Below are 23609 nucleotides of genomic sequence, written 5' to 3'. Positions count from 1 at the left end.
GCCGACCAGCGGTAATCGGCTCCCTCACGGGGTGTGGAAGCGCACCTCCGGGGTGCCGGCCGCCGGGCCGTCGAGCAGCGGCTGCGGGATGCCCCGCAGGTGCTGGTCGAAGAAGGCCGTGACGTAGCGGCGGGTGAGGTCGACGGAGCGGGCTCCGGGCAGCGGTGAGGGGGCGGGCAGGCCGAGCTGGTCGCTCATGGTGGGCCAGTCGGTGAAACTGAAGTGGTCCGAGCCGTCGAAGGTGATCCAGCGCTTCCAGCCGTCCAGCCGGGCCCAGTTCGCCTCCCAGCCGCTCGCCGCACCGCCGGGCCGGCTGTCCTGCGACCCCAGCAGCAGGAAGGGCCGGCCGCCCAGGCCGCCGTAGGGGAGAACCGTGGGCATGCCGCCGTCCATGTTGATCCCGGCGCGGATCCGCGGGTCGGCGGCCATCGCGACGGCGGCCGAGGCACCGCCGATGGAGTGGCCCGCCATCGCGATCCGGCCGGGGTCGATCAGGCCCGCGTGCCGCCACGCGGGGTGGCGTCCGGTGAGACGGTCCAGCAGGAAGGACACGTCCCGGGACCGCGTCCCGGCCACCAGCCGCCTTCCCTCGTCGTCCGTGACCTTCTCGCAGGCCAGGCAGGTCAGCACCCGGCCGCCCGGGAAGGCGGTGCCGGCGCTCTCGTAGGCGTGGTCCACGGCCGCCACCACGTACCCGCGCGAGGCCAGCTCCTCGGCGAGGGCGGTGAGGGTGGCCCGTGGGACGCTGAAACCGGGTGAGAGGACGATCAGCGGGTGGCGGCCGGCCACGGGGCGGGCACCGGTCCGGGCGAAGGCCTTCGTACCGGCCAGGCTCTCCACCGGGACGGCCTGGTCGAGCCCCCGGTCCACCAGCAGCAGCCGGGCCTCCTCCTCGGTGAGGTACGGGCGTACGGGCCCGCCGGTGTCCCGGTGCGCCGGATAGCGCAGGGTCACCATCAGCTCCCGCGGGCCGGTTCCGGCCCAGGGGTCGGTCCGGCTGCGGTCCACCAGGTGCAGGGTCTCCTGGCCGACGGCGAAACGGCCGGTCGGAGCCGGGAGCTGCGGTACCACGGCCTGCGGCGCGGAGGCGGGCGGCGGCGTGGAGGCGGGCGCGGCGGCGGCCGCGGCCGGGCCGGCGGCCGCGAGCGGCAGGGGAAGGAGCAGGGCGAACAGGGCGACGGACGCGACGGATGCCGGCGGGGCGGTCCGGCTTCGGCTTTGGCTTCGGCTTCGGCTTCGTCTCATGGGGTCGAAGCTAGGCAGCCGCAGCTGACGGCACATCACCGCACGGGCGGACGCACCGTCATACGCGAGAAGGGGCGGGCCGGCCCGCCGTCCCCCCTGAGTCGGACCTCACGGGACGCTGATCGCGTCCAGCTTCGCCCGCAGGTAGGTGTGGGAGTCGACGGGCTCGTGCCGTACCCGGCCGACCGGCGCGGGCAGTGACTCCACCCGGGTGTGCGGATCGCACTCGTAGAAGTAGACCAGCGAGACCAGTTCCTCGGCCGGTGCGTCGGCGGGCGGCGGCAGGACGCGGTGGCGGCCCGCGCGCCAGCGGTCGCCGGTCCAGCGGGCCATCAGGTCGCCGATGTTCACGGTGAGCGCGGCCGGGTCGTACGGGGCGTCCTGCCAGCCGTCGGCCTCGGTGTGGATCTGGAGCCCCCCGGCCCCCGGTTCCCGGTCGAGGAGCGTGACCGTGCCGAAGTCCGTGTGCGGGCCGATCCGGAACTGGCCCGGCAGGGGCGGGCCGAGGGTCTCGGTGCCGGGGTACCAGTTGAGGTTGAACCCCCAGGTGGGGTGAGCGGTGTGGCGGGTGAAGTGGTCCGCGGACAGCCCGAGGGCGGTGGCGAGGAGCTCCAGCAGCTCGTCGGAGAGGGCCCGCATCCGGGAGACGTACTCGGCCACCAGCGGCTGCAGGGCGGGCACCTCGGCCGGCCAGGCGTTGGGGCGGAACCACTCGGCGTCGACCGAGGCGATCCCGGTGGGGTCCTCCGCCGCGCACGACCAGGACTCCTTCAGGTCGGGCGGTGACGCCGTGCCCTCCGCGTGGCTGTTGGCCTCGGCGCCCGGCCCGAGCCACCCGCGGCCGCCGACCGCCACCGCGTAGGACTCCTTGGTCTTCGCCGGGAGGTGGAAGAACGCGCGGGCGGCGGCACGGATCCGTGCGGGCAGCCCCGGGTCCACGCCGTGCCCGGTGACCAGCAGGAAGCCGGCCGCTTGCAGGGCCTCGTCGACGCGCGCGGCGATCCCGGCCCGCACGGCGGGGTCGCCGGACCGCCACGGCCCGAGGTCGATCACGGGAACCTGGGAACTGGACACGGCGAGCCGCCTTCCGATCCGGTGTCGCACATCCGCTACGGGACCCAGCCTTCCAGACCGCTGCACGGCGGTGAATACGCCATGTAGGGCAGGTGGGCGGACCACTGGGCGCGGGTGATGCGGGGACCGGTGTGCGCGCAGGCGCCGGCGATGACCCGGTCCAGGTCGGTCCCGGCGAGCCGGAGGGAGGCGTCGAAACCCCCGGAGGCCAGCACGGCGCCGTCGGGGCTGAAGGCCACCGAGCTCACCGCGGTGACGTGGCCGGTCAGCGTGGCCAGCGGGCCCGGGCGCGCGGGCCGCTCCACGCTCCACACCCGGACCGTACGGTCGTCAGCGGCGCTGGCGAGGGTGCGCCCGTCGGGGCTGAACGCCACCGAGCCGACCACGTCGGTGTGGCCGGAGAGCGCGGCGAGCAGCACCGGGTGGCGCAGGTCGGCGAGGCCCCACAGCCGCACCGGGGTGTGCCCGCCGCTGCCGGAGGCGAGCGTACGGCCGTCGGGGCTGAAGGCCACGGAGAAGACGCCGGTGTCCTGGCCCTCCATGACGGCCAGCGGCTCCGGTCGGCGCGGGTCCGTGACGCCGGTCAGCCGCACGGCCCCGTCCTCGCCGGCGGTGGCCACCGTGCGGCCGTCCGGGGCGAAGGTCACCGCACGGACGGCGTCGCGGTGTCCGGTGATCCGCGTGAGCAGGGCGGGAGCCGCGGGGTCGGCGACGTCCCAGAGCCCGACGCTGCCGTCGCTGCCGGAGGTGGCGAGCGTACGGCCGTCGGGGCTGTAGGCGAGGGAGCGTACGTCTCCTCCCTGACCGGTGAGCGAGGCGAGCACGGCGGGCCCGGAGGGCGTCGCCGTGTCCCACACGCGGACGCTCCCGTCGGCGGACCCGGTGGCCAGCAGGCGGCCGTCCGGACGGTAGGCCACGGCCCGGACGTCGTCCCCGTGGCCGCTGAGGGTGGCTTCGGCGACGGGCCGGTCGGTGCCGTGCACGCGCCACAGCCTGGCGGTGTGGTCGCCGCTCGCCGTCGCCAGTTGGCGTCCGTCGGGGCGGTAGGCGACGGCCAGGACCTCCTTGGAGTGGGCCGCGACGGAGGTCATCAGGGTGCTCACCAGAGCGTCGCGCGTCCTGGCGGTCGACGAGAGGCGGTAGGCGGTCAGGGCCAGCTGGACCGCGAGCCCCGGATCGGTGTCGGTGAGGTCCGTCGCCCTGTCGGCGAGGTTCTGGGCGACGGCGTCGTTGCGCTGGCGGGTGACCTCGCCCTCGGCCCGCAGGGCGTTGGCGGTGGCCACCACCGCGACCACCACGAGCACGGCCAGCAGGGCGACGAGGGAGCGCAGGCGCCGGGCCCGCCGCCGGGCCGAGTTCCCGGCGGCGGCCTCGGCTGCGGTTCCGGCGTCGACGAAGGCCTGTTCCGCGGGGGTGAGTCCGATCCCGTGGCTGGTCACGAGGTCGCGGGCGAGGGCGAGCCGGGCTCCGCGGTAGAGGGCGCCGGGGTCCCGTCCGAGGGTCTCCCAGGCGCGGGCGGCGTCGGTGAGCTGGCGGTGCAGCCGCAACTGCTCGCGGTCGTCGGCCAGCCAGCCCCGCAGCCGCGGCCAGGCCCGGATGAGCGCCTCGTGGGTCAGCTCGACCCGTCCGTCGTCGAGGGTGAGCAGCCGCAGCGCTGCGGCCCGGGCCAGCACGGTCGCGGTGTCGGCGTCCTGGCCCAGTTCCCCGCGGGAGACGGGCCGTTTCGTGTCCTCGGTGCCCTCGCCGAGGGCGATGAGGTGGACGAAGGTGCGCCGGGCCAGCTGCTGCTGGCGCCCGGTGAGGGAGGAGTAGAGGCTTTCCGCGGACTGGGCGAGGGCTCCCTCGAATCCGCCGGCCGCACGGAAGCCGTCCAGGGTCAGGGCGGCGCCGCGCCGCCTGCGCCAGGTCTCCAGCAGCGCGTGGGACAGCAGGGGCAGGACCCCGACCTGCCCGTGGGCATGGGCCACGAGGGTGGCCTGGAGCGCTCCTTCCACGGTCAGGCCGGCCCGCCGGGCGGGTTCGACGACGGCGCGCCGCAGTTCGGCGGCGCTCATCGGTCCGACGACGACCTGGGCGTCGCGCAGGACCGCGACGAGGGCGGGGTGGCGCGTGCAGTGGGCGTAGAAGTCGGCGCGCACCCCGAGGACGACCCGGCAGCCGGATCCGGGCCGCTGCGCCTCCTCGACGAGGGCGGTGATGAAGCGGGCCCGCTCGTCGGCGTCGGCGCAGACGGTGAAGACCTCCTCGAACTGGTCGACGACGAGGACCAGTTCGCCCGGCCCGGATCCCGGCTCCACCCCCCGGTGGGCGGCGAGTGCCTTGTCCAGACGTTCCTGCGGGTGCGGTCCCGGGGTGAGCACCCGCACCGTGCGGTGCGGTGCGTCCCTGGTCAGGCGCGGCAGCAGTCCGGCGTGCAGGAGGGAGGACTTGCCGGCTCCGGACGCGCCGACGAGGGCCACGGCCCGCTGCCGGGCCAGGGTGGCCAGGAGGTCCTCGACGAGACGCTCGCGGCCGAAGAACAGGTCGGCGTCCTCGGTCCGGAAGGCCGCGAGACCGACGTACGGAACGCCGTGCGGCCCGGGCAGGTCCTCCGGGCAGGGTTGCTCCCGCGGGTCCGGCGGGGCGTGCGGGGTGCCGTCGGGCGGTACGGCGCGCAGTTCCACGGCCACGGCGTGCCAGCGCTGCTCCCACTCCCGGGGGTCGCCGCCGCAGGCGCGTACGTACGACAGCGTGACGTCCAGGCTGGGCAGCCGTCGCCCGGACGCGGCGCCGGACAGGGTGGCCACCGAGTAGTGGGCGCGGTGCGCCAGATCCCGGTACGGCGGGGACCCCGCCTCGTGGCGTAAGCGGCGCAGGGCCGCGGCGAACCGCAGCAGCGGTCCGTCGGCTCCCTCCAGCGGACGCTCCTTGCGGGCCATCCCGCTCCCCTCTGCCCGCTAGGGCCTTCCCCGTCCGGGCTTCCCACCGTGGCTTCCCCACCTGGGCAGTTTTCTGCCCTCTGGGGTGGATTGTTCAGCAATTGTTTGTTCACTGCCACCGGCCCGGCGCCGAACAACGGACGGCGGCTAGACCTGTGTTCGTGCCCGTCACCAGGGCGGGCGAGCCGGAACGACAGCGAGAGGAGGGACCGCATCGATGAGGCGTCACCGTGCAACCGCCGCGACCGCAGTCACCGCCGCGGCCGCCGGCCTGGCCGCGGCCCTGCTGCTGGGCGGATGCGGAGCCGTCACGGGCGGCGGCCCGCCGCCGCGGCCCGCCCCGGCCGGCCCGTCCGGCGAGCCGGGCCCCGAGGACCTCCGGGTACTGGCCCGGGCCGAGCAGGTCCTGATCAGCAGGTGCATGGGCGCGCGGGGTTTCCCGTACGAGGTCACGGAGGTCACCGGGGCCTCGGGCGAGGGCGCGCGGTCGTTCCCGTACGGGGTGGACGACGTCGCGTGGGCCCGCGCCCACGGTTACGGCAGCCGGGAGGAGCGCCGCAGGGCCGAGGCGCGCCGATCCGACCCGAACCAGCGGTGGTTCCAGGGGTTGTCGCCGTCCGAGCGGGCGGCCGCCCGTACCGCACTGATGGGTGCCTCCCCCGTGGGGCTCTCGGTGCAGGCGCCCACCGGGATGACGATCACCGCCTCCGCCGAGGGCTGTATCGCGGACGCCGAGCGCGCCCTCTACGGGGACCTGAAGGGCTGGTTCCGCGTCAAGGTCGTCACCATGAACCTGCTTCCCGTCCGGGAAGCGCGCGTACGCGAGGACCGGCGGTACGCGGATGCGGTGGGCCGGTGGGCCGCGTGCATGCGCGCGGCGGGCCGGCCGTACGCCACCCCCGACGACTCGCGGCAGGCGGCGGCCCACTACGCCGAGAGCCTGCCGGCGCAGGAGGCGGACGCGGCAGAAATCGCCCTCGCCGTCACCGAAGCGACCTGCGCGACCGGCACACCGCTGGCGCAGGTCTCCCGTGCTCTGGACCGCACCTACGGCGAACAGCTCCGCGCGCAGCACCGGCAGGAGCTCGCCGAGCGGTGGAGGTTCCAGAACGCCGCGCTGCCGATGGCGCGGCGCATCGCACCACCGGCTCCTTCCGCATCACCGTCACTGCTCACACCACCGTCTTCACCCGAACCGGGGAAGACCGAGACCTCTGGAGGGTCCCATGCGTAAGTTCCGCACGATGCTGCTGGCCGGCGCGCTCGCCCTGCCGCTGCTGACCGCCCCCGCCACCCTGACCGCGGCGAACGCCGCCACGGCCGATGCCTCCGGCGTGGCCGCCGACGGCAACTACTGGGTGTGGGAGGACACCAACCGCGGCGGCCACTCCTGCGGGTGGAGCGGCAACGACAACGACTGGCGCACCTGCGGCGCGGGCGGCGGCTTCAACATGAACGACCGCGCCTCGTCCTGGTGGAACAACGGCTACGCCGGTTCCTTCGGCGACGTGCGCGTGTACGAGAACATCAACTACGGCGGCGCCTCGACCTGTGCCCCCAACGGCGGGGCGGGCAACATCCCGTGGGAGTGGAACGACCGCATCTCCTCCCACAAGTGGGTCACCGCCTGCGGCTACTGACCGCCGCTCCCCTGTCCCGGTCCCCCGGGCGTCACGCCCGGGGGGCCTGCAGGACGTAGCGGACGAGGCCGTCCGCGGCGCCGGTCCGTTCGAAGCCGACCCGGGCGAGGACCCCGTGGGACGGCGCGTTGCCCTCGTCGACCGTGGCGTGCAGTGTGCTCAGGCCGGGCTGCGCGAACGCCCAGGCGGCCAGGCCGGCCAGGGCATCGGTGACGAAGCCCGCGCCGCGGGCCGAGGGGACGAGGTCGTAGCCGACCTCCGCGTTGCCCTCGGCGTCCGGGGCGCCGTGGAAGCCGATGCCGCCGATCGCGCGGCGGTCGTCCGCACGGACGATGGCGTACGGTCCCCAGCCCGGGCGGTACGCCCCCGACTCGTACGCCGTGACGGCCATCCCCGCGGCGACCCGGGTGCCCTCGCCGGGGCCGTCCCCGGTCCAGGCGAAGCCGCCCGTGCCGCCGTCGCGGAGGTCCGCGGCGACGTCCGGGGAGAGCTCGCAGAGCAGGACGCGGCCGGCCGGGACGGGCTCGCCGTACCAGCGCCAGACGCGCTGGGCGGGCAGGCCCGGGAGTTCGCCGCGGCCCGTCGCCCACAGCAGCGTCCGCCAGGGCCCCGCGATCCCGCGGGGCACCTGCGGGAAGAGCCGGTCGAGGACCTGCGCGCACAGGGACGCATCGGGCTCCTGGTCCCGGACGCCGAGGCCGCCGAGGATGTCGTGGGTGTGCACCAGCATCTCCAGGACGCCCACCGCGGCGAAGCCGTCCGGGCCGACGGTGCCGTAGGGATGCCAGGCGCGGTCGCCCGGCCGGGCCGCGGACAGGGCGGCGGAGAGGAGACCCGCGGTGGCCTCCAGCACCTCGATCAGCCCCTCGGGGCCGGTGCCGGGGGCGGCCGTGACCTCGACGGGGACGAAGGCACCGGCGGCCCGGGTGGTCAGCTGGGCACCGTAGCGCGTGAACGCCCGCGCCATGTGGACGGCGGTGTCGTGACAGCTCCACTCCAGGCCGGCGGCCGCAGCGGACCAGTCGAGGTGCGCCACGGCGCGCAGGGCCCGGGCGCTGGAGGCGGTGGCGAGGTCTATGGACTGCGGTCCCATGATCGTCATGGGGAGACCCTAGGACGCGCGTGCCCGCGGGGCGAACGGATTGCCGCTGTCGCGGGATCCGGCGGCCGGGATCCGGGCCGGCTCCGCGCGTCCGACCGATGATGTGCGGCCGCCGCGGGAGTCTGCATTCCAGGAGGCGGCCCGGTCGGCCGCACATCGGGAAAGGTGGAGTGATGAGCAGCAGCCTGCGCGACATCCTGGAGCCGTACGTGGACGGCGGAGCGCTGCCCGGGGCGGTGGGCCTGGTGGCCCGCGGCGGCCGGGTGGAGATCGAGGCGGTCGGGTCGGCCGACCGTGAGGGCACGGCTCCGATGGTCCCGGATTCGATCTTCCGTATCGCCTCGCTCACCAAGCCGGTCATCGCGGCGGCGGTGATGATGCTGGTCGAGGAGGGGCTGCTGGCCCTGGACGACGAGATCGCGCCGTGGCTGCCGGAGCTGGCGTCGCCGGTCGTGGTCCGCACGCCGGCGAGTGCGGTCGACGACGTGCTGCCCGTGGACCGCCCGATCACCGTGTCCGACCTGCTGAGCTCGCGCGCCGGGTACGGGTTCCCGGCCGACTTCTCCCTGCCCGCGGTGCAGCTGCTGTTCAGCGAGCTGCTCCAGGGGCCCCCGCAGCCGCAGCACGTCGCCGCCCCCGACACGTGGATGAAGAAGCTGTCGCAGATCCCGCTGCTGCACCAGCCGGGCGAGGCCTGGCTGTACAACACCACCTCCGACATCCAGGGCGTGCTGATCGCCCGGGCCTCGGGGCAGTCCCTGCCCGCGTTCCTCGCGGAGCGGATCTTCGAGCCGCTCGGCATGCCGGACACGGGGTTCTCCGTACCGGCCGCCGATCTGGGCCGGTTCACCGGCTACTACCGCGCCGGTGAGGACGGCCTGGAGCTGCTCGACGCCCCCGACGGGCAGTGGAGCAGCCTGCCCGCCTTCCCCTCCGGGGCCGGCGGCCTGGTCTCGACGGCCGCGGACTGGTACGCCTTCGCCCGGATGCTGCTCGCCGAGGGCGCCGTCGACGGCGGCCGGACCCGGCTGCTCTCCGCGGAGTCGGTCCGGCTGATGACCACGAACTGCCTGACCGCCGACCAGCGCGCGGCCGGTGAACTGTTCCTGGAGGGCCAGGGGTGGGGTTTCGGTGGTGCGGTGGACGTCACGTCCCGTGATCCCTGGAACGTGCCGGGGCGTTACGGCTGGATGGGCGGCACCGGGACGGCGGCCCACATCGTCCCCGCCACCGGCACCGCCTCCGTTCTGCTGACCCAGGTGCAGCTGGGCGGCCCGACCGCGCCCGAGGTGATGCGCGCGTTCTGGCGGTACGCGGCCGGGGTCTGACCCGGGCCGCGTACCGCCCGCCGCCCGTCTCGGCCCCGCTACAGGCGGACCTTCCAGTCGGCGGTCGCCCGCAGGGTGCGGGCGATCTTCGGGTCGCGGACGGAGGCCGTGCGGTCCTCGGCCGTGACGGACAGCTTGTGCGTGCGCAGGTCGAGCAGCCACAGTTCGGCCACGGCGACCTCGGTGCGGCCGGCGAAGCGTTTCAGCTCCCGGCCGTCCAGGTACCAGCGCACGTCCAGCTGCCGTCCGTCCGCCCCGGCCAGCCGGGGTACGGCCACCTGGGCCGTGTGGCGCAGCCGCAGCGTCCGGTCGGTCGGGGTGAGCGGGGTGAGCGGCCGGGCGTGCTGGTAGAAGCCGCCGATCATCGACTCGACGCCGGGCAGGTTGAAGGGTTTGCCGAGCACCCGCATGAGCGAGGCGTCGGTGGGCCGGTACAGTCCGGTGACGTAGTAGCCGCCGCCCTCGTAGGCGCCGACGGTGCCGCCGTCGGGTGACGGGGCGCCGAGCCAGCGGTACCACTTGGACTGCGCATCGGCCATCCGGTCGGCGGTCAGGGTGGAGCTGTTGGACTCGCCGGGCTCGGGGCCCTCGTACTTCTCGTAGCCGGGGGTGCCGGGGTAGAAGTACTCGTCGGCGAGCTTGCCGAGCGAGTGGCCCGTCTCGTGGATGGCCACCTGGCCGGACTTCGCGTTGCCCGCCGAGGCGGTCGAGATGCCCTCGTAGCCGAGGGTGGGGCTGGGCTCGTTGTAGCCGGCGCCGCCGTACTTGGTGCTGTTGGCGAGGACCAGGACGAGGTCGGCCGCGGGCGCCTTCTCGACGTAGGCGTCCACCTTCGGCTGGTCGATGCAGAGCAGCCGCTCGATGTCCTCGCACCAGAAGTAGGAGCCGAGCGCGGTGTCGCGGACCGTGTCGGGGGTGGGGTCCCCGGAGACTCCGGACACGGCGGAGACGGCGTCGACCGTCCAGACGTTGAACAGGTTCCGGTAGGTGGCGTACGGCTCGACCGCGGACAGCTCCGCCCATTTGGCCTGCGCGTCGGAGTGGAAGCGGTCGAGTTCCGCGGCGGTGTACCCGTCGCCTACGACGACGATGTCGAGGCGGTCGGCGGTCGGGCCGTTGTCGACCAGCTTGGCGACCTTCCCGTCGGAGGCCCGCTCCGCGCCGGACAGCCGGGGTGCGCTCCTCGCGCGTCCCTCGGCCGGGACGCGGGTGTGGCCGGATCCGGCGGCGCTGCCGTCCTGCGGCCCGGGTATCTCCACCTCGGCGGTCGCGGACGGGGACGCCGGTGCGGGCAGCGGCGCGGCGGCCGCGGGACCGGCCGGGGCGGCGGCGAGCAGGACGGCGGCCGCGCAGGCAGCGGTGGCGGCTGCGCGCAGTGCCTGGCGCAGGGCTGAGTCCATGAAGTCCCCCTCCGGGGAAGGAAGTTAAGCGATCTGTTAACTCGGCTGAACCAGCTGCTTAAATTAGGGGCCGCGCAGGGCGTGCGCAATGGCCTGCCACCCCTGAATACTTGGGGAGTTCGAGCCAGTCAGGGGGTCTTCATGGACGAACCGGCCGTGATCGGTCGCAGGGTTGCCCGGATGCGTGCCGAACGCGGGTTGACGCAGCGGTCGTTGGCCGAGCCCGCGTACACGTCCGCGTACATCTCCACACTGGAGTCGGGGAAGGTCCGGCCCTCCGAGAGGGCCCTGCGCTTCCTCGCGGGCCGGCTCGGCACCTCGTACGAGGAACTGGCCACCGGGCGGCCCGCGCACCTGGCCACCGAACTGCGGCTCGGCCTCACCGACGCCCAGCAGACCCTGGCCACGGGCGACGCCGAGGAGGCCGCCGCCCGCTACCGGCCGCTCCTGGCGGAGGCGGAACGGCTCGGCCTGGATCCCGAGCGGGCCGAGGCCCTCCTGGGGCTGGGCGAATGCGCGCTGGAATCCGGCGAACTCGCGGAGGCGAAGGACCGTTTCGAGGCAGCCGAGCGTCTGCTCGCCGCCGAGCCGCTGCCGCGCCGGGCCCGCCCGATCCGCGGCCGGGCCGTCGCGCACCTCCTCGCCGGGGAGCTCCGGTACGCCTGTTACCTGCTGGAATCGACCATCGACGAACTGAACGCGAGCGGGCTCGCCGATCCCGAGGCGCTGGTGCTGCTGTACGCGGCGGTGATCGGGCCGTACACGGACATGGGGGCGCACGCCCGGGCCGCGCACGCCGCCGAGATCGCCCTGTCACTGGCTCCGCGGGTCGAGGATCCGGCGCTGGTGGCGGGCATGCACCGGCAGGTGGCGCGCACCTTCCTCACGGCGGGCCGCCCGGCCGACGCGGACGCCTCCCTCGCCAAGGCGCAGGCGATCTACCGGCAGCTGCGGCTGCGTACCGATCTGGCGCACTGCCACTGGATGCGCGGGTACGTACAAGCCCAGAACGGCGACCTGGCCGCGGCGGAGGCGGAGCTGCGGACGGCGCGGGACATGCTCGCCGCGCGGCGGGCCGCCCTCTACACGGCGCAGGTCGAGGTCGAACTCGCCGACGTGCTGCGCCGTCTCGGGCGGTGCGAGGAGGCGGCCGAGCTGCTGTCGGGGCTGCTGGAGCTGGGGGACAGCCACGGCGCCGTGCACGCGGGCGGCGCCCACCGGCTCCTCGGGCTGATGGCCGAGGAGCGCGGCGAGACCGAAGCCGCGGAGCAGCACTACGTGCAGGCGCTCACCCTGCTGGAACGCAGCGGGGCGACGGGCGATCTCGCGGACCTGTGCCGGCTGCTGGGCGACCTGCTGCGCCGTACCGGACGGATCGAGGCCGCGCTGGACGCGTACCGGACGGGGCTGGGGCACCGGGCCGCCCCGGGTACGACCACGCTGGGCCCGGCGCCCGCCGCTCCCCCGCGGCGCTGACCCCGCGGGTCAGCCGGCCCGCCCGTGCGGGCCCCGGCCCGGTCAGTGGTTCTCGGTGGGCCGCAGGTCGCGCGGGATCAGCGTCCAGGTCGTGGCCGCCGCGGCGATCGCGAGGCCTCCCGCGAGCAGGAACGCCGGTGTGATGGCGAGGGTGTAGGCGTGCGAGGCCGCCTCGATCAGGGTCCGGCCCGCTGCGCCGCCGAGCTGTTCGGCGAGGTGGGCGGCGGCGCCGACGGACTCGCGGGCCGCCGCGCCGGCGGAGGCGTCCAGGGGCAGGGCGGGCAGGTTGACGCGGTACAGGGCGGCGGCGGTGCTGCCGAGGACGGCGACGCCCATGGCCGAGCCGAGCTCGTAGCAGGTCTCCTCGATGGCGGCGGCGCTGGAGGCCGCGGCCGCGGGCGCGGCCGAGATCAGCGTGACCGAGGCGACGGTGGTCGCGATGCCGGCGCCGAGGCCCATCACGGTCAGGGCCGCGGCGAACTCCGGGTAGCCGAGCGGGGCGTACTGCTGGAGGGTCCAGGGCAGGGCCGTGCCCGCGGCCAGGAGGACCAGTCCGGCGCCGAGCACGTGGCGGATCGCGAAGCGCTGCATCAGCGCGGGCGCCGCCATCGAGGCGCAGATGAGGGCGAGCGGTGCGGGCAGCAGGCGCAGTCCGGCGGCGAGCGGCGAGTAGCCCTGGCCGTACTGGAACCACTGGGTGACGAGGAAGAGGATCGCGCCCATCCCCACCATGGGCAGGAAGATGGCGGTGGCCGCGACGCTGAAGGCGGGCTCGGTGAACAGCCGCACCTGGAGCAGCGGGTTCGGCACCCGCAGCTGGCGGCGTACGAAGACGGTCAGCGCGAGGGCGGCCACGGCGAGCAGGGCCCAGGGCAGCGGGTCGGTGACGCCGGCCTTGCCGAGCTCCTTGATTCCGCCGGCGAGGGCGAGCATGCCGACGATCGACTGGCCGACGCCCCACCAGTCCCACGCACCGGTGGCGTGCGGGGAGCGGGACTCGGGGAGGTAGCGCAGGCCGGCCGCGACGATGAGGGCGGCGACGGGGAGGTTCAGCAGGAACGCGGAGTGCCAGCCGTGGCTCTGGACCAGCAGTCCGCCGACGACCGGGCCGAAGGCCATGCCGCCGCCGAAGACGGCCGCCCAGACGGCGAGGGCGAAGGCGCGCTCCTTGGCGTCGGTGAAGACGCTGCGCAGGATCGACAGCGTGGCCGGCATGATCGCCGCGCCGCCGGCGCCGAGCAGGGCGCGGGCGGCGATCACGTGCCAGGCCTCGGTGGACAGCACCGCGATCAGCGAGGCGAGGGAGAAGATGCCGAAGCCCGCCAGCAGCACGCGCTTGCGGCCCCAGCGGTCGCCGAGGGCCCCGGCGGTGACGAGCAGCCCGGACAGGACGAGCGCGTAGACGTCGATGATCCACAGCTGTTGGACGGCTCCGGGCCGGAGGTCGCCGACGAGGGAGGGGAACGCCACGTTGAGGATCGTGGTGTCCATGGAGATGAGCAGGAGGCTGCCGGAGAGGATCGTGAGGACGATCCACCGGCGGGGGTCCGGCGCCGTGCGTATCGCCGTGTCGGCGTTGCCGGGTGCGTGGGCGTGGGCGGCGGGCATGGGGGTTTCCGTTCAGGGGATGGTGGCGGGGCCGGATGCGGGTCGCGTGCCGCCGAGGAAGGACTGGAGGACCAGGCGGCCGGTCTCGCGGGGCGCGAGGTGGCCGTCGCGCACGCCCTCGGCCGCGGCGTCGAGCAGTCCCCACAGCGAGTACCAGATCCAGTACGGCGGCATGTCGGTGCGCAGCCGTCCGAGCCGCTGGCCGAGGGCGATGAAGCCGAGGGCGCGCCGGTCCTGGCGGTCCACGCCGGCCCGGAACTCCGGGTCGGCGAGGACGGTGGCGTCCCGCGAGGTGAACCCGTAGAGGTGCGCGGCGGGCATCAGGTCGCGGACCAGTTGTTCCAGGGCCGCGTCGAACGCCGCGCCGTCGGCGGTCTGCGGCAGATCCGCCGGGGTCAGGCAGGCGTCGACGACGTGGATCGCGCGGACGGCCACGGCCTTGAGCAGGGCCTCGCGGGTCGCGTAGCGCCGGCTCAGGGTGGCCCGGCTGGTGCCGATGCCGGCGGCGATCTGCACCATCGAGGCGCTGTGGTCGCCGGCCAGGACGCGCGCGGCGCTGTCCAGCAGTTCTTCTTCCCGCATCACAATGAGCCTCCTTCGCCTCAGACGATACAGATTTGTATCATCCGAAGCAAAAAAGGCTCACCCAAGGCTCACCTCATCGGGCTGCCTCGCCTCTTCGAGTCGTGGAAGGAGCGTCGGCCGGGTCCTCAGTCCTCGCCGGTGCGGGCCCGGGCGCCCGAGCGGGTGCGCGCCGCGGTCTGGGCGCGCCCCGGGTGCCTGCGGACGTATTCGTGTTCCAGCTCGTTCATCCGCTGGGTATGGGTGACCAGCGCTTCGTCCGATCCGTGCAGCAGGGTCTCGTGGCGGGTGCGGTGGATGGCCTCCAGCTCCTTGAGCAGCCTGCCATCCTCCAGGTCACGTGCCGACGGACCGCCCTCGTGCTGCGCCATGGCCGGTACACCTCCTCCTCCCCCGCCTTCGCCCTGGGGCCCGGTCACTCCATCATCCCCTTCCCGGGCCCTTTCGTCAGCGCCGCCGGTCGGCTGCGGCCCGGGCCGTGCAGGTACGGGTCACCTCGTCGGCGAAGACCCGGGCGAGCGGGGCCAGTGCGGCCCAGCGGCGGACGGCCCAGCCGACCGCCAGGGGCGGCAGGGCGGGGATCGGGACGAGGCGCAGCGGGCCGTCGGAGCCGGGCACCCGCCAGCCGGGCAGCGCGGGCACCACGGCGTGGCCGAGTCCCAGTTCGGCGAGCAGGAGGGCGGTGTCCCAGTCGGCCACGCTGGTGTCGGAGCGCACCCGGACGCCCGCCTCGGCCAGGGCGGCGTCGAGGTGGGCGCGGGAGGCGGAGTTCTCCGGCAGCCGGATGTGCCGGATCCCGCGCAGATCGGCCGGCTCGATCCGGGACCGGGCGGCGAGGGGGTCGTCGGCGCCGACCGCCAGCACCCAGGGCAGTTCCATGACGGGGCGCTGCTCGATGCCGCGGACCGGTGCGCCGATGGTGATCCAGGCCAGGTCCAGGTCGTCGGCGGCGAGGGCGTCGAAGCAGCTGCGGCTGGAGTTCTCGGTCTGGAACTCCAGGCTGACCCGGGGGTGGGTGCGACGGAAGCCCACCACCGCCTCGGACATGAAGTGGCGCACGGTCGTCGCCCCGGTTGTGATGCGTACGGAGCCGCCGTCCCCGCGCACGAGGTCGTCCAGGCGGCGCAGTGCACCGTCCAGGCCGGCGATGCCGTCGGCGGCGGCCGCCTGCAGGATCCGGCCGGCCTCGGTGGGGACGACGCCCCTGGCGTGGCGTTCGAGCAGGACCGCACCCGTCTGCTTCTCCAGCCGCCGCACGTGCTGGCTGACGGCCGACTGGGTACAGCCCACGTCGCGGGCGACGGCGCTGAGGCTGCCCGCACGGCAGACGGCCACGAAGACGCGGAGATCGTCGAGAGTCATGAGACCCAAGCTATCCCTTGGGAGTTGATAGGAATCCGGCGGATTGACTTGGGTGTGGGGGTGGCCGATGATCTTCGCAGGGCCCAGGGCGGCAACCCGTCCCTGCCGTGCGCCACGGTCCGGAACACCGGCGCACGGCAGGGCGGGTGCCGACCCGCCCTGCCGATCGGGACGGGGGCCGGGGAACTCCCGGCCGCCCGGCTCAGGGGGTGAAGGTCCAGCGTTGGGCCGGGCTGCCGTCGCAGGCGGCGCGGGTGAGTTCGGTGCCGTTGGCGGTGCCGGAGCCGACCGGGGCGAGGCATTGGCCGAGCGTACGGAGGCTGCCGTCGGGGCCCTGCTGCCAGAGCTGCCCGGTGGCGCCGGCGCAGGTCTGGACGGTGATGCGGGAGGCGCTCGTAGCGTCGAGGCAGACCCCGCCGAGACCGGTGACGCGGCCGTCGCCCTGGAGGGTCCAGCGCTGGTTCGGTCCGCCGTGGCAGGTGTAGAGGGTGGGTCGGGTGCCCGGGGTGGTGGCGCTGTGGGGCAGGTCCATGCAGGTGGCGGAGGCGGCGTTGACGAGGCCGGCGTCGGCCGGGAGCGGGGCGGGCCGACCGGTGAGGGTGATCTCGGCCGCGCTGGTCCAGGGGCCGCGGCCGCCGGCTTCGGTCAGGGCTTTCAGGCGGAGGTAGCGGCCGGTCTTCGCCGCCGTGGACACGGTCTTGGCGGCCGCGGTGTCGGCGAAGGTGCCGCTCGCCACCGGTGCGCCCCAGTCGGTGGTGGTGTCGGAGACGTAGACCTCGTAGCCGCCGATCCGGCCGTTGACCCCGCCGTCCTGGCGGGGCAGGTAGCCGAGGCCGTCCACGGCGTAGCGGGCGCCGAGGTCGATCTGGATCTCGTGCGGGAGCGGGGCCGGGGTGGTGGCGGACCAGGCGGTGTGCCAGAAGGTGGCGGGGTCGCCGTCGAAGGCGCGCACGGCGGCGCCGTTCTCGGCGGCGGTCTCCTCGCTGTCGGCGGAGACCAGGGACCAGCCCGCCTGGGAGACGGGGGCGGAGCCGGCGGGGACGGGACCGGCCGCGGGGACGGAGGTGCCGGTGGCCGTGATGCCGAAGGCGCCCGCCTGCGTACCGGACTTCACCCACAGGATCCCGCCGCGGTCGGCGGCATCGAAGAACCATCCACTGGCGGCCGCGTCGTAGGCGGCCTTGGAGGTCTGGCGGGTGAGGCCGCCGCCGTCCAGGGTGACGGCGCTGGGCACCGACGCGACGTGGAGGGTGAACTCGTAGCGCCGGGCGGCCGGTTTGCCGGTGTAGGTGCCGGTGGGGGCGCCGACGGAGACCGTGACGGAGCCTGAGCCGGCGGCCGGGGCGGTGACGTCCACCTGCTGCCGGGCGTAGGCACCCGTCTGGTGGGCACGGGTCAGGCCGTCGTCCTCGTAGAGGCTGAAGGAGGAGGCGCCGCGCGGGTGGATGTCGTAGGTGAGGGTGGAGACGGGCTTCTCCCCCGTGTAGTTCATCTGCGGCCACATCGGCACGATCGCCCCTCCCTTGACGAACAGGGGCAGGGTGTCGAGCGGGGCCTGGTAGCCGTTCAGCCAGCCCGGACCGGCGTACGTCTTTCCGCTCCAGTAGTCCGTCCAGGTACCGGCGGGCAGGTAGATGCCGTCGCGGACGGAGGTGTCGGAGACCACCGGCGCGACGAGGAAGGAGTCACCGGCCAGGAACTGGCCGCTGGTGAGGTTGCCGCGGGCCACCGGGTCGTCCGGGTACTCCAGGACCATGGCGCGGGTGCTCGGCACGCCGCTCTCGTGGGCGATGCGGCTCATCGTGTACAGGTACGGCATGAGGCGCATCTTCAGCTGGAGGTACTTGCGGTTGATGGACAGGTACGGCTCGGCGAAGCGCCAGGGCTGCTTGTCCTGGTAGCCCGCGGACGGGTTGGTCGCCCCCCAGCCGGACATGGTCATGAAGGCCGGGGTGAAGGCCTTCCACTGGAGGTCGCGGGTGTACGTCTTGGGGCTGCCGCCGAAGATGCCGTCGACGTCCCCGGAGGCGTAGTTGAGGGCGGACAGGCCCGCGCCGGTGATCGCGGGGACGTGCCAGCGCATGTCGTCCCAGGTGCCATTGGTGTCACCGGTCCAGACGACGGCGTTGCGCTGGGTGCCGGCCCAGCCGTCGACGGTCCACACGTACCGGCGGGCGTCGGAGTTCTTCTCGATGCCGTCGACCGCCTGCTGCACGCCGGTGAAGGCGGTCTTGTAGCCACCGCCGATCCAGGCCACGTCGGTCTTCACCCCGCGGGTGCCGGCGGTGCCCACTTCGGTGGCGATGTCGGTGAGGCCGGTGGAAGTCCACAGGCCCGTCTGGAAACCCTTGGCCTTGAGGGCGTCGACCGTCGACTTCAGGGGGGCGGTGTAGCCGCAGCCGTAGCCGTCGTTGGGCAGGAACCAGCCCGAGGGCATGTCGGCGGCCCGGGCGTCGGCGGCGTAGCCGGCCACGTCCGGGGTGGTCTGGTGGCGCAGCCGGGCGTGGTCGCCCTGGTAGTCGGGGTTGGAGGCGTTGAAGCAGTCCGCATTGCCCAGTTCCAGGCCCCACAGGGGGGCCATGAAGGGTTTGCCGCTCACATCGGTGTAGGCGTCGAGGACGGATTTGAGGGAGTCGCCGGTGAAGTACCAGGCGTCGAAGCGCTTCTCGTCGTGCGCGAGGGTGGTCGGGGCGTTGAACCCGTACGAGCCGGGGGCCCAGGTGTTGCGCATGACGCCGTAGCCGTTGGTGGACATGTAGAAGGGGGCCGGGCTGGCGTTGTTGTTCTCGCGCCACTTGTTGTCCACGGCCACGGGGACGGTCTTGCCGCGCAGTGCCCATTCGCCCAGGCGCAGGCCGGTGCCGTAGAACTGCTCGTCGGCGCCGCGGGCCAGGTACTGGGTGGTGCGGGTGCCGGTCCAGGAGGTGGGCTGGGTCTCCTGCCAGACGAGGGTGGCGTTGTCGGCCCGGTAGACGGAGAACTGCAGGGGGGACTTGTTGACGCGGATGGAGAGGGCGCCGGTGGTGATGCGGTAGTACGCGCCCGCGTCGCTGAAGGCGGCGCTGACGGGGCCGAAGTCGGTGGTGGGGGCGAGGTCGCGGCCGGCCGGGTCGTCGGTGAAGGCCCCGTCGGGCGAGAGCCAGAGCCGGAAGATGTCGGCGCGGGCCACGACCACGCGGGCCTTGGCTCCGCTGGACGCGGTGACGGTGAAGGTGTTCCCGGCCTGGGTGAAGCCGGTGACGTTGCCTGCGGTGGCAGGGGCGGGCGCCGCCGCGGCCGGGGAGGCCACCGGCCCGGCCGCCGCCAGTCCCGCCACGGCGAGGGCGCCGGCGAGCAACGCGGCCACCGGGACGCGTCGGCGCCGGTGCGGGCTCCGGCGGATGCTGATCAGTCTCATGGGGCAGCTCCTCGTGCGGTCCGGATCGCGGACACACCGCTTTGGCATGCGCCTGGCAAGATAGCGGCCCGTGGAGATCACTTGAAGGAAGATGCTCGAAGTCGTCTGCAAACAAGCAGCTTTGAACATGTCTCAGAGGACGCGACGGTCCCGCCCCCCGGCGGGGGAAGTGGCCGGAAACGGACTCGTCGGCGTCCCGGGCGGTCCGGGACGCCGGCGGCGGCTACTTGGGCGGCAGGGCCTTCTTCAAGGCTGTGGCCAGGTCCGTGGCCAGTTGTGCGTCCGAGGGCGGGTCGTCGCCCTGCAGGCGGGCCAGCTGGGCCGTGAAGGTCTGGGTGAAGGCGCCGTAGAGGGGCGTGCGCGGTCGCTGGACGGCCTTCTCCAGTGCGGGCAGCAGGATGCCGCGGGCGTAGCCGGGTCGGCCGTACGCGTCCCGGGGCATCTTGTCGGTGCGCTCGCTCGTGGGAGCCGCGGCGGGCTGCCCGGACGGATTCGTCCGCACGCAGCGCAGGTCGTCGACCTCGTACGCGGAGCGCCTGGTGGCTGCGAACCCCGCGTCGAGCAGACAGCGCTCGCTCTCCTTGCCGGTGAGGAACTTGACGAGCTCCCGGGCGGCGTTGGGGCGCTGTGACCCCCGTGCCAGGGCCAGGTTCTGGCCGCCGAGCACCGCCCGGCCGGGCAGCGGGGCCACGCCCAGCTTCTCCTCGGGGAAGGACTGGTGGAGCGTGCGGTAGGCGTACGGCCAGTGGCGGAGGAAGGCGGTGCGGCCGGCCGCGAAGTCGGTGAGCGTGTCCGCCTCGTCGGACCGGACGGCCTCCGGCAGGGTGTAGGCGGCCTGGGTGCGGTTGCGCAGCTCGCCCACCCCCGCCTTCAGTGCGTCCAGGGAACCGGCGTAGCGGCCTTCCTTGTCGGTCACGGCGAAGCCGTCGGTCGCGGAGGCGAAGGCCTCGACTCCGTTGACGGTCAGGCCCTCGTACGAGGCGTCGAGCTGTGCGGTCCAGCCCTTCTCGTAGGTGTCGGAGGGTTTCCTTCCCGGCGCGCCGAGGTCGCCGATCAGCTTCTGGACGACCGGCCAGCTGGTGCCCTTGCCGAGGTCGGTCTCCGTGACGCCCGCGCTCTTCAGGTAGTCGCGGCGGTAGAAGAGCAGTCCGACGTCGCTGTTGAAGGGGACGGCGTACACGCGGTCCCTCCAGCGCGCGGTGTCGGCGACGGACGGGATGACATCGGCGTCCACCAGTTCGCCGGGCAGCGGCTGGACGAGGTCCGCGGCGGCGAACTCCGGTACCCAGGTCACGTCGAGGTTGACCACGTCGTACTCGGCGCTGCCCGACTGCAGCGCACCGAGGAGCTGGCTGCGCTGCTGGTCCGCCGAACCGGGCAGCTCGACCAGGCGGGCCCGGTAGCCGGAGCCCTTGCCCTCCTGCTGCCGGTTCCACTTGTCGATCAGCTCCTGGCGGACGCCGCCCTTGCCGGTCACGTCCCGGCCGCTGGCCAGCACGATGTCACCGGGGGGGTCGACGGCGCCGGCAGCCGCGGAGTGCCCGCCTCCGGCTCCGCCGGAGCCCTGCTCGCCGCCGGCGTCGCACCCGGCGGCGAGCAGCACGAAGAGCAGCAGGGCGCACGCGCCGCGCCGTCGGTGGCCGTGCCTCATCCTTCGTCCCCCGTTCCGGTCCTGGCGACCTCGTCCCGCAGCCGGGCGACGAGATCGCCCTTGGTGTCCAGGCAGCGGCCGCCGCTCGCCTCGGAAACCGCCTCGTCCGGTTTGCCCTTGTCGCAGCCCCCGCTGTCCAGCGAGGCCATGACGACCGGGATCTTCGCTTCCCCCAGGGAGCGCAGCAGACCGTTCAGCCGGCCGTCCTCGGTCATCCGGTTGTTGTCCTCGTCGTCCGTGAGGTAGACGATCAGCTGCGGACGGCGGTCGTCGGGCCTGTGCCGCTTCATGTCCTCCACGGCTGCGACCAGCGCCCGGTACGGGTCGGCTTCCTGGTCCTTGACCCGGGCGGCGGCCAGGGCCCGTTGTGCTTCCTCGCGCGGGTGCGTGCCGAACGCCAGCACCTCGCTGTACGGGAGGCCGCTCGCGGGCTCGGCGGCGACCGCCCAGATGCCGTACTCGTCGCTTCCGCCGAGCCCGGCGAGGGACTGGCCGATGATGCCGGGGGCGCCGCCGGGTCCTTCCCACAGCGCTCCCATCGAACCGGAGGAGTCCAGCAGGAAGAGCACCCGGCCCGGCCCGTTGGCCTCCCGGTAGCCCTTCAGCGCCGCGGTCATCGCGGCGGGGGCGGCGGGACCGGCGAGCAGGCCGGGGTTCTCCAGCGCTCCGAAGTCGCCGAAGGAGACGCCCGCGGGGGTACCGAGCGGCGGGTGTGCTCCCGAGGCGGTGCGGAAGCCGTCGTTGCCGAAGACGGCGAGTCCGCCGCCGGCCGCCGGCGCGGCCTTCTTCGCCGCGCCCTTCCCGGCTGCCTCCCTGCCGGTCAGCCAGACGCGGAACCGCTCCGCCTCGGTGTCCCGGGCGGCCTTGTCGGCGTCGGCGCCGAGCCAGCGCACCCGTACGAACGTCGGGCTCAGGCCCGGGACGTCGACGGGGTACGCGGCCATCCGCCGGGCCCGCGTCGTACTGTGGCAGCCCACTGCCGTGCGGAGCAGGAACTCCGGCACCAGGGCGGCGGTGCGGTCGTCCACCGCCTCGTCGTCGGGGAGGGTGCACAGCAGCTCCCCGCCGGTGCGCGACGGGGGTCCCGGCTGGGCCACGCCGTGTTCCGCGGCGGCCGGATTGCGCTGGCCCGTACCGTACAGGCCGACCGTCGCGAGCAGGCCGGAGTCGGTGTTCTCCGGGTCGGGGCGCCGCATTTCGGCCTTCGGCGCGCGGTTCTTGAGCGCGTCCGTCAGGGCGGCGAGACTTCCGACCCGGTCGGCGAGGGGCTCCGCCGCCATGTTCTGCGGGACGGCGAGCACGACCGGTGAGTACGCGAAGGGCTCCGGGTCGGCCGTCATTTCGGCGTAGACCCGCTCGCTGGAGGCGGGACGGGCCCGCTCGACGCTCGCGGGCGAGGCCGGGATCCAGATGTCCGGCTGGGGGCCGATGTCGCGCTGCGGGTTGTTTTCGTCGCCCGTCGGCCGCTGCCAGGGGTCGGACTGCCGGCTGAACGCGGAGATGACCGAGGCGGCGCCGGCACTGTAGACGGTGATGCCGCTGCGCCTGCACCCGTTGCCGGTCCTGTTCTCGTCCGACGTGAGGTAGGCCTCCGTGGCCTTGCGGACGGTGGCTTCCAGGTCGGGGTCGGTGAGCAGCCGGAGTTCCAGCGGCGGCGTGCAGGGGGGCCGGTCCTCGCCGTCGAGGGCGACGACGCCGGTGGCGACGAGGCCGGCGATCGCCACGGGGACGCCGATGACGGCCGCCAGTCTGCGGCCGGTGAGGGGGCGGAGCCTGCTGACACCGAGGAGTGCGCCGAGCCGACCGAGTGCGCCGGGTCCGCTGCCCCCGTCCGGTGCGCCGGACCCGCTGCCCCCGTCCGGCACGCCGGATTCGCTGCCTCCGTCCGGCACGCCGACGCTCCCGTCGGCGCTCCCGTCGGCGGGCCCGCCCTCCGGAGCCCCGCCCTTCGGGTTCTGTAAGCCGCCCGCCCCTCCCGCCGGTCGCCCCCCGGTCCCTCCACAGCCCACCAAGTCCGGCTCGACGGGGAGCGGACGAGCATCCGGCGGGCGCAAGGGAGGGACGGCGAGCAGTACGTCGTCGCCCGAGGTGGCCGAGCGGCTCTGCGGCTCCCAGTCCTCGGGCGGCTCGCGCAGCGTCTTGTAGTGCGTGGACATGTGGCCCTTGAGCCGGGCGGCGAGGTCGTCGAAGCCGACCTCGCCGCCCTCTCCCCCCAAGCCGTCGCCCAGGAAGCGCACGAGGTGTGCGGTGAACGGCGTGGGCGTGTCGTCACCGCCCGCGTCGATGCGGTTGTTGGCCTGCACGCTCATCAGCAGCGAGATCCGCCGGCGCTGGGCGGTGCCGAGGGCGTCCCAGGCCGCCGAGGCGTTACCCGCGTAGCAGCAGTCGAGGATGACGACCACGCGCTCGGCCCTGGCGCCGGACAGCACGGCCAGGACGCTCTTCCACGGTGCGGCCCCCAGGAACACCGCCTCGGCTCCCGGCACGATCCTGGCCCGTCGCATCAGCAGCCACAGCTCGTCACCCGTGCTGGGCACGGCTCCGTGGCCGGAGAAGTAGAGCAGGAGCAGCCCGTCGGCCGCGTCGACGGCCCGGTGCAGCTGCTGGTCGAATTCGTCCACGGTGCGCGGCCGGCTGACGGTGATCCCGTCCTCCCCGAACACCCCGCCCTCATGGAGCGAACGCTCCAGTCCGACGAGGTTGTGCTCGACCGCCTTGAGGTCCCCGGACACCCCGGTGGGGTGATCGGGCTGTTTGAAGTCGTACGCGGGGACTCCGACGAGCAGCGCCCGGTTCACCTTTCCCCGCGGGTCGAAGCGCGCCACC

Annotated in this window: 16 protein-coding genes; 4 read left to right on the top strand and 12 right to left on the bottom strand. The window is 74.2% G+C overall.

What is annotated here, in order from left to right; all coding sequences use genetic code 11:
* Window positions 1-24: 24 nt before the first annotated feature.
* From ABZ128_RS04905 to ABZ128_RS04895, 3 genes are all read right to left on the bottom strand, one after another.
* Complete coding sequence (locus tag ABZ128_RS04905; RefSeq protein WP_356846075.1) at window positions 25-1245, bottom strand: alpha/beta hydrolase; 1221 nt, start codon at window positions 1243-1245, stop codon at window positions 25-27.
* Window positions 1246-1353: 108 nt separating this feature from the next.
* On the bottom strand, window positions 1354-2319 hold the full coding sequence (locus ABZ128_RS04900) for a 2-oxoglutarate and iron-dependent oxygenase domain-containing protein (RefSeq protein WP_356846074.1): 966 nt from the start codon (window positions 2317-2319) through the stop codon (window positions 1354-1356).
* Window positions 2320-2354: 35 nt separating this feature from the next.
* A complete protein-coding gene (locus ABZ128_RS04895; protein WP_356846073.1) occupies window positions 2355-5237 on the bottom strand; it encodes a hypothetical protein in 2883 nt (960 codons plus the stop codon).
* Between the two features lie 217 nt (window positions 5238-5454).
* Between ABZ128_RS04895 and ABZ128_RS04890 the strand changes: the two genes are divergently transcribed.
* Together ABZ128_RS04890 and ABZ128_RS04885 are read left to right on the top strand one after the other, a co-directional pair.
* A complete protein-coding gene (locus ABZ128_RS04890) occupies window positions 5455-6471 on the top strand; it encodes a hypothetical protein (RefSeq protein WP_356846072.1) in 1017 nt (338 codons plus the stop codon).
* On the top strand, window positions 6464-6877 hold the full coding sequence (locus ABZ128_RS04885) for a peptidase inhibitor family I36 protein (protein WP_356846071.1): 414 nt from the start codon (window positions 6464-6466) through the stop codon (window positions 6875-6877). Before ABZ128_RS04890 ends, ABZ128_RS04885 begins: the two co-directional genes overlap by 8 nt.
* Window positions 6878-6908: 31 nt before the next feature.
* Here the strand turns inward: ABZ128_RS04885 and ABZ128_RS04880 are convergent, their stop codons facing one another.
* Window positions 6909-7979 carry a GNAT family N-acetyltransferase gene (locus ABZ128_RS04880; protein ID WP_356846070.1) on the bottom strand — a complete coding sequence of 357 codons (1071 nt, stop codon included), beginning with the start codon at window positions 7977-7979 and terminating at the stop codon, window positions 6909-6911.
* A 173-nt stretch (window positions 7980-8152) separates the two neighbouring features.
* Here ABZ128_RS04880 and ABZ128_RS04875 point away from each other — a divergent pair, with 173 nt between their 5' ends.
* A complete protein-coding gene (locus ABZ128_RS04875) occupies window positions 8153-9307 on the top strand; it encodes a serine hydrolase domain-containing protein (protein ID WP_356846069.1) in 1155 nt (384 codons plus the stop codon).
* Window positions 9308-9345: 38 nt separating this feature from the next.
* Here the strand turns inward: ABZ128_RS04875 and ABZ128_RS04870 are convergent, their stop codons facing one another.
* The gene (locus ABZ128_RS04870; RefSeq protein ID WP_356846068.1) at window positions 9346-10707 is read right to left on the bottom strand and encodes a M64 family metallopeptidase; all 1362 of its coding nucleotides are present in this window, start codon (window positions 10705-10707) and stop codon (window positions 9346-9348) included.
* A gap of 141 nt (window positions 10708-10848) precedes the next feature.
* Between ABZ128_RS04870 and ABZ128_RS04865 the strand changes: the two genes are divergently transcribed.
* Window positions 10849-12183: a tetratricopeptide repeat protein gene (locus tag ABZ128_RS04865; protein WP_356846067.1), complete on the top strand. Its 1335-nt coding sequence runs from the start codon at window positions 10849-10851 to the stop codon at window positions 12181-12183.
* 42 nt (window positions 12184-12225) lie between these two features.
* On the opposite strand, the gene ABZ128_RS04860 is transcribed toward ABZ128_RS04865, so the two are convergent.
* The 7 genes from ABZ128_RS04860 to ABZ128_RS04830 all read right to left on the bottom strand — a co-directional run bounded on the left by ABZ128_RS04860 (window position 12226) and on the right by ABZ128_RS04830 (window position 23608).
* A complete protein-coding gene (locus ABZ128_RS04860; RefSeq protein WP_356846066.1) occupies window positions 12226-13791 on the bottom strand; it encodes an MFS transporter in 1566 nt (521 codons plus the stop codon).
* A 12-nt stretch (window positions 13792-13803) separates the two neighbouring features.
* Window positions 13804-14373, bottom strand: a complete 570-nt coding sequence (locus ABZ128_RS04855) for a TetR/AcrR family transcriptional regulator (protein WP_356846065.1) — start codon at window positions 14371-14373, stop codon at window positions 13804-13806.
* Between the two features lie 128 nt (window positions 14374-14501).
* Window positions 14502-14744, bottom strand: coding sequence for a DUF6158 family protein (locus ABZ128_RS04850; RefSeq protein WP_356846064.1), 243 nt, complete (start codon window positions 14742-14744; stop codon window positions 14502-14504).
* 76 nt (window positions 14745-14820) lie between these two features.
* Window positions 14821-15735 carry a LysR family transcriptional regulator gene (locus tag ABZ128_RS04845; protein ID WP_356846063.1) on the bottom strand — a complete coding sequence of 305 codons (915 nt, stop codon included), beginning with the start codon at window positions 15733-15735 and terminating at the stop codon, window positions 14821-14823.
* A 202-nt stretch (window positions 15736-15937) separates the two neighbouring features.
* A complete protein-coding gene (locus tag ABZ128_RS04840; RefSeq protein WP_356846062.1) occupies window positions 15938-19132 on the bottom strand; it encodes a TIM-barrel domain-containing protein in 3195 nt (1064 codons plus the stop codon).
* Window positions 19133-19355: 223 nt separating this feature from the next.
* On the bottom strand, window positions 19356-20783 hold the full coding sequence (locus tag ABZ128_RS04835; RefSeq protein ID WP_356846061.1) for an extracellular solute-binding protein: 1428 nt from the start codon (window positions 20781-20783) through the stop codon (window positions 19356-19358).
* Entirely contained in the window at window positions 20780-23608 is a 2829-nt protein-coding gene (locus ABZ128_RS04830) for a substrate-binding domain-containing protein (RefSeq protein ID WP_356846060.1), read from the bottom strand. The genes ABZ128_RS04835 and ABZ128_RS04830 overlap by 4 nt, the downstream gene beginning before the upstream one ends.
* Window position 23609: the final 1 nt, after the last annotated feature.

Source organism: Streptomyces sp. NPDC006326 (assembly GCF_040612915.1).
Lineage (GTDB): Bacteria > Actinomycetota > Actinomycetes > Streptomycetales > Streptomycetaceae > Streptomyces.
Note: the sequence above shows the minus strand (reverse complement) of the source record. Positions and strands in the feature narration are given on the sequence as shown.

What these genes read in the sequence shown, in the direction of transcription:
- ABZ128_RS04905 (WP_356846075.1), bottom strand. Translation starts at nt 1,245, where the DNA reads ATGAGACGAAGCCGAAGCCGAAGCCAAAGCCGAAGCCGGACCGCCCCG.
- ABZ128_RS04895 (WP_356846073.1), bottom strand. Translation starts at nt 5,237, where the DNA reads ATGGCCCGCAAGGAGCGTCCGCTGGAGGGAGCCGACGGACCGCTGCTG.
- ABZ128_RS04890 (WP_356846072.1), top strand. Translation starts at nt 5,455, where the DNA reads ATGAGGCGTCACCGTGCAACCGCCGCGACCGCAGTCACCGCCGCGGCC.
- ABZ128_RS04885 (WP_356846071.1), top strand. Translation starts at nt 6,464, where the DNA reads ATGCGTAAGTTCCGCACGATGCTGCTGGCCGGCGCGCTCGCCCTGCCG.
- ABZ128_RS04880 (WP_356846070.1), bottom strand. Translation starts at nt 7,979, where the DNA reads ATGACGATCATGGGACCGCAGTCCATAGACCTCGCCACCGCCTCCAGC.
- ABZ128_RS04875 (WP_356846069.1), top strand. Translation starts at nt 8,153, where the DNA reads ATGAGCAGCAGCCTGCGCGACATCCTGGAGCCGTACGTGGACGGCGGA.
- ABZ128_RS04870 (WP_356846068.1), bottom strand. Translation starts at nt 10,707, where the DNA reads ATGGACTCAGCCCTGCGCCAGGCACTGCGCGCAGCCGCCACCGCTGCC.
- ABZ128_RS04865 (WP_356846067.1), top strand. Translation starts at nt 10,849, where the DNA reads ATGGACGAACCGGCCGTGATCGGTCGCAGGGTTGCCCGGATGCGTGCC.
- ABZ128_RS04860 (WP_356846066.1), bottom strand. Translation starts at nt 13,791, where the DNA reads ATGCCCGCCGCCCACGCCCACGCACCCGGCAACGCCGACACGGCGATA.
- ABZ128_RS04855 (WP_356846065.1), bottom strand. Translation starts at nt 14,373, where the DNA reads ATGCGGGAAGAAGAACTGCTGGACAGCGCCGCGCGCGTCCTGGCCGGC.
- ABZ128_RS04850 (WP_356846064.1), bottom strand. Translation starts at nt 14,744, where the DNA reads ATGGCGCAGCACGAGGGCGGTCCGTCGGCACGTGACCTGGAGGATGGC.
- ABZ128_RS04845 (WP_356846063.1), bottom strand. Translation starts at nt 15,735, where the DNA reads ATGACTCTCGACGATCTCCGCGTCTTCGTGGCCGTCTGCCGTGCGGGC.
- ABZ128_RS04840 (WP_356846062.1), bottom strand. Translation starts at nt 19,132, where the DNA reads ATGAGACTGATCAGCATCCGCCGGAGCCCGCACCGGCGCCGACGCGTC.
- ABZ128_RS04835 (WP_356846061.1), bottom strand. Translation starts at nt 20,783, where the DNA reads ATGAGGCACGGCCACCGACGGCGCGGCGCGTGCGCCCTGCTGCTCTTC.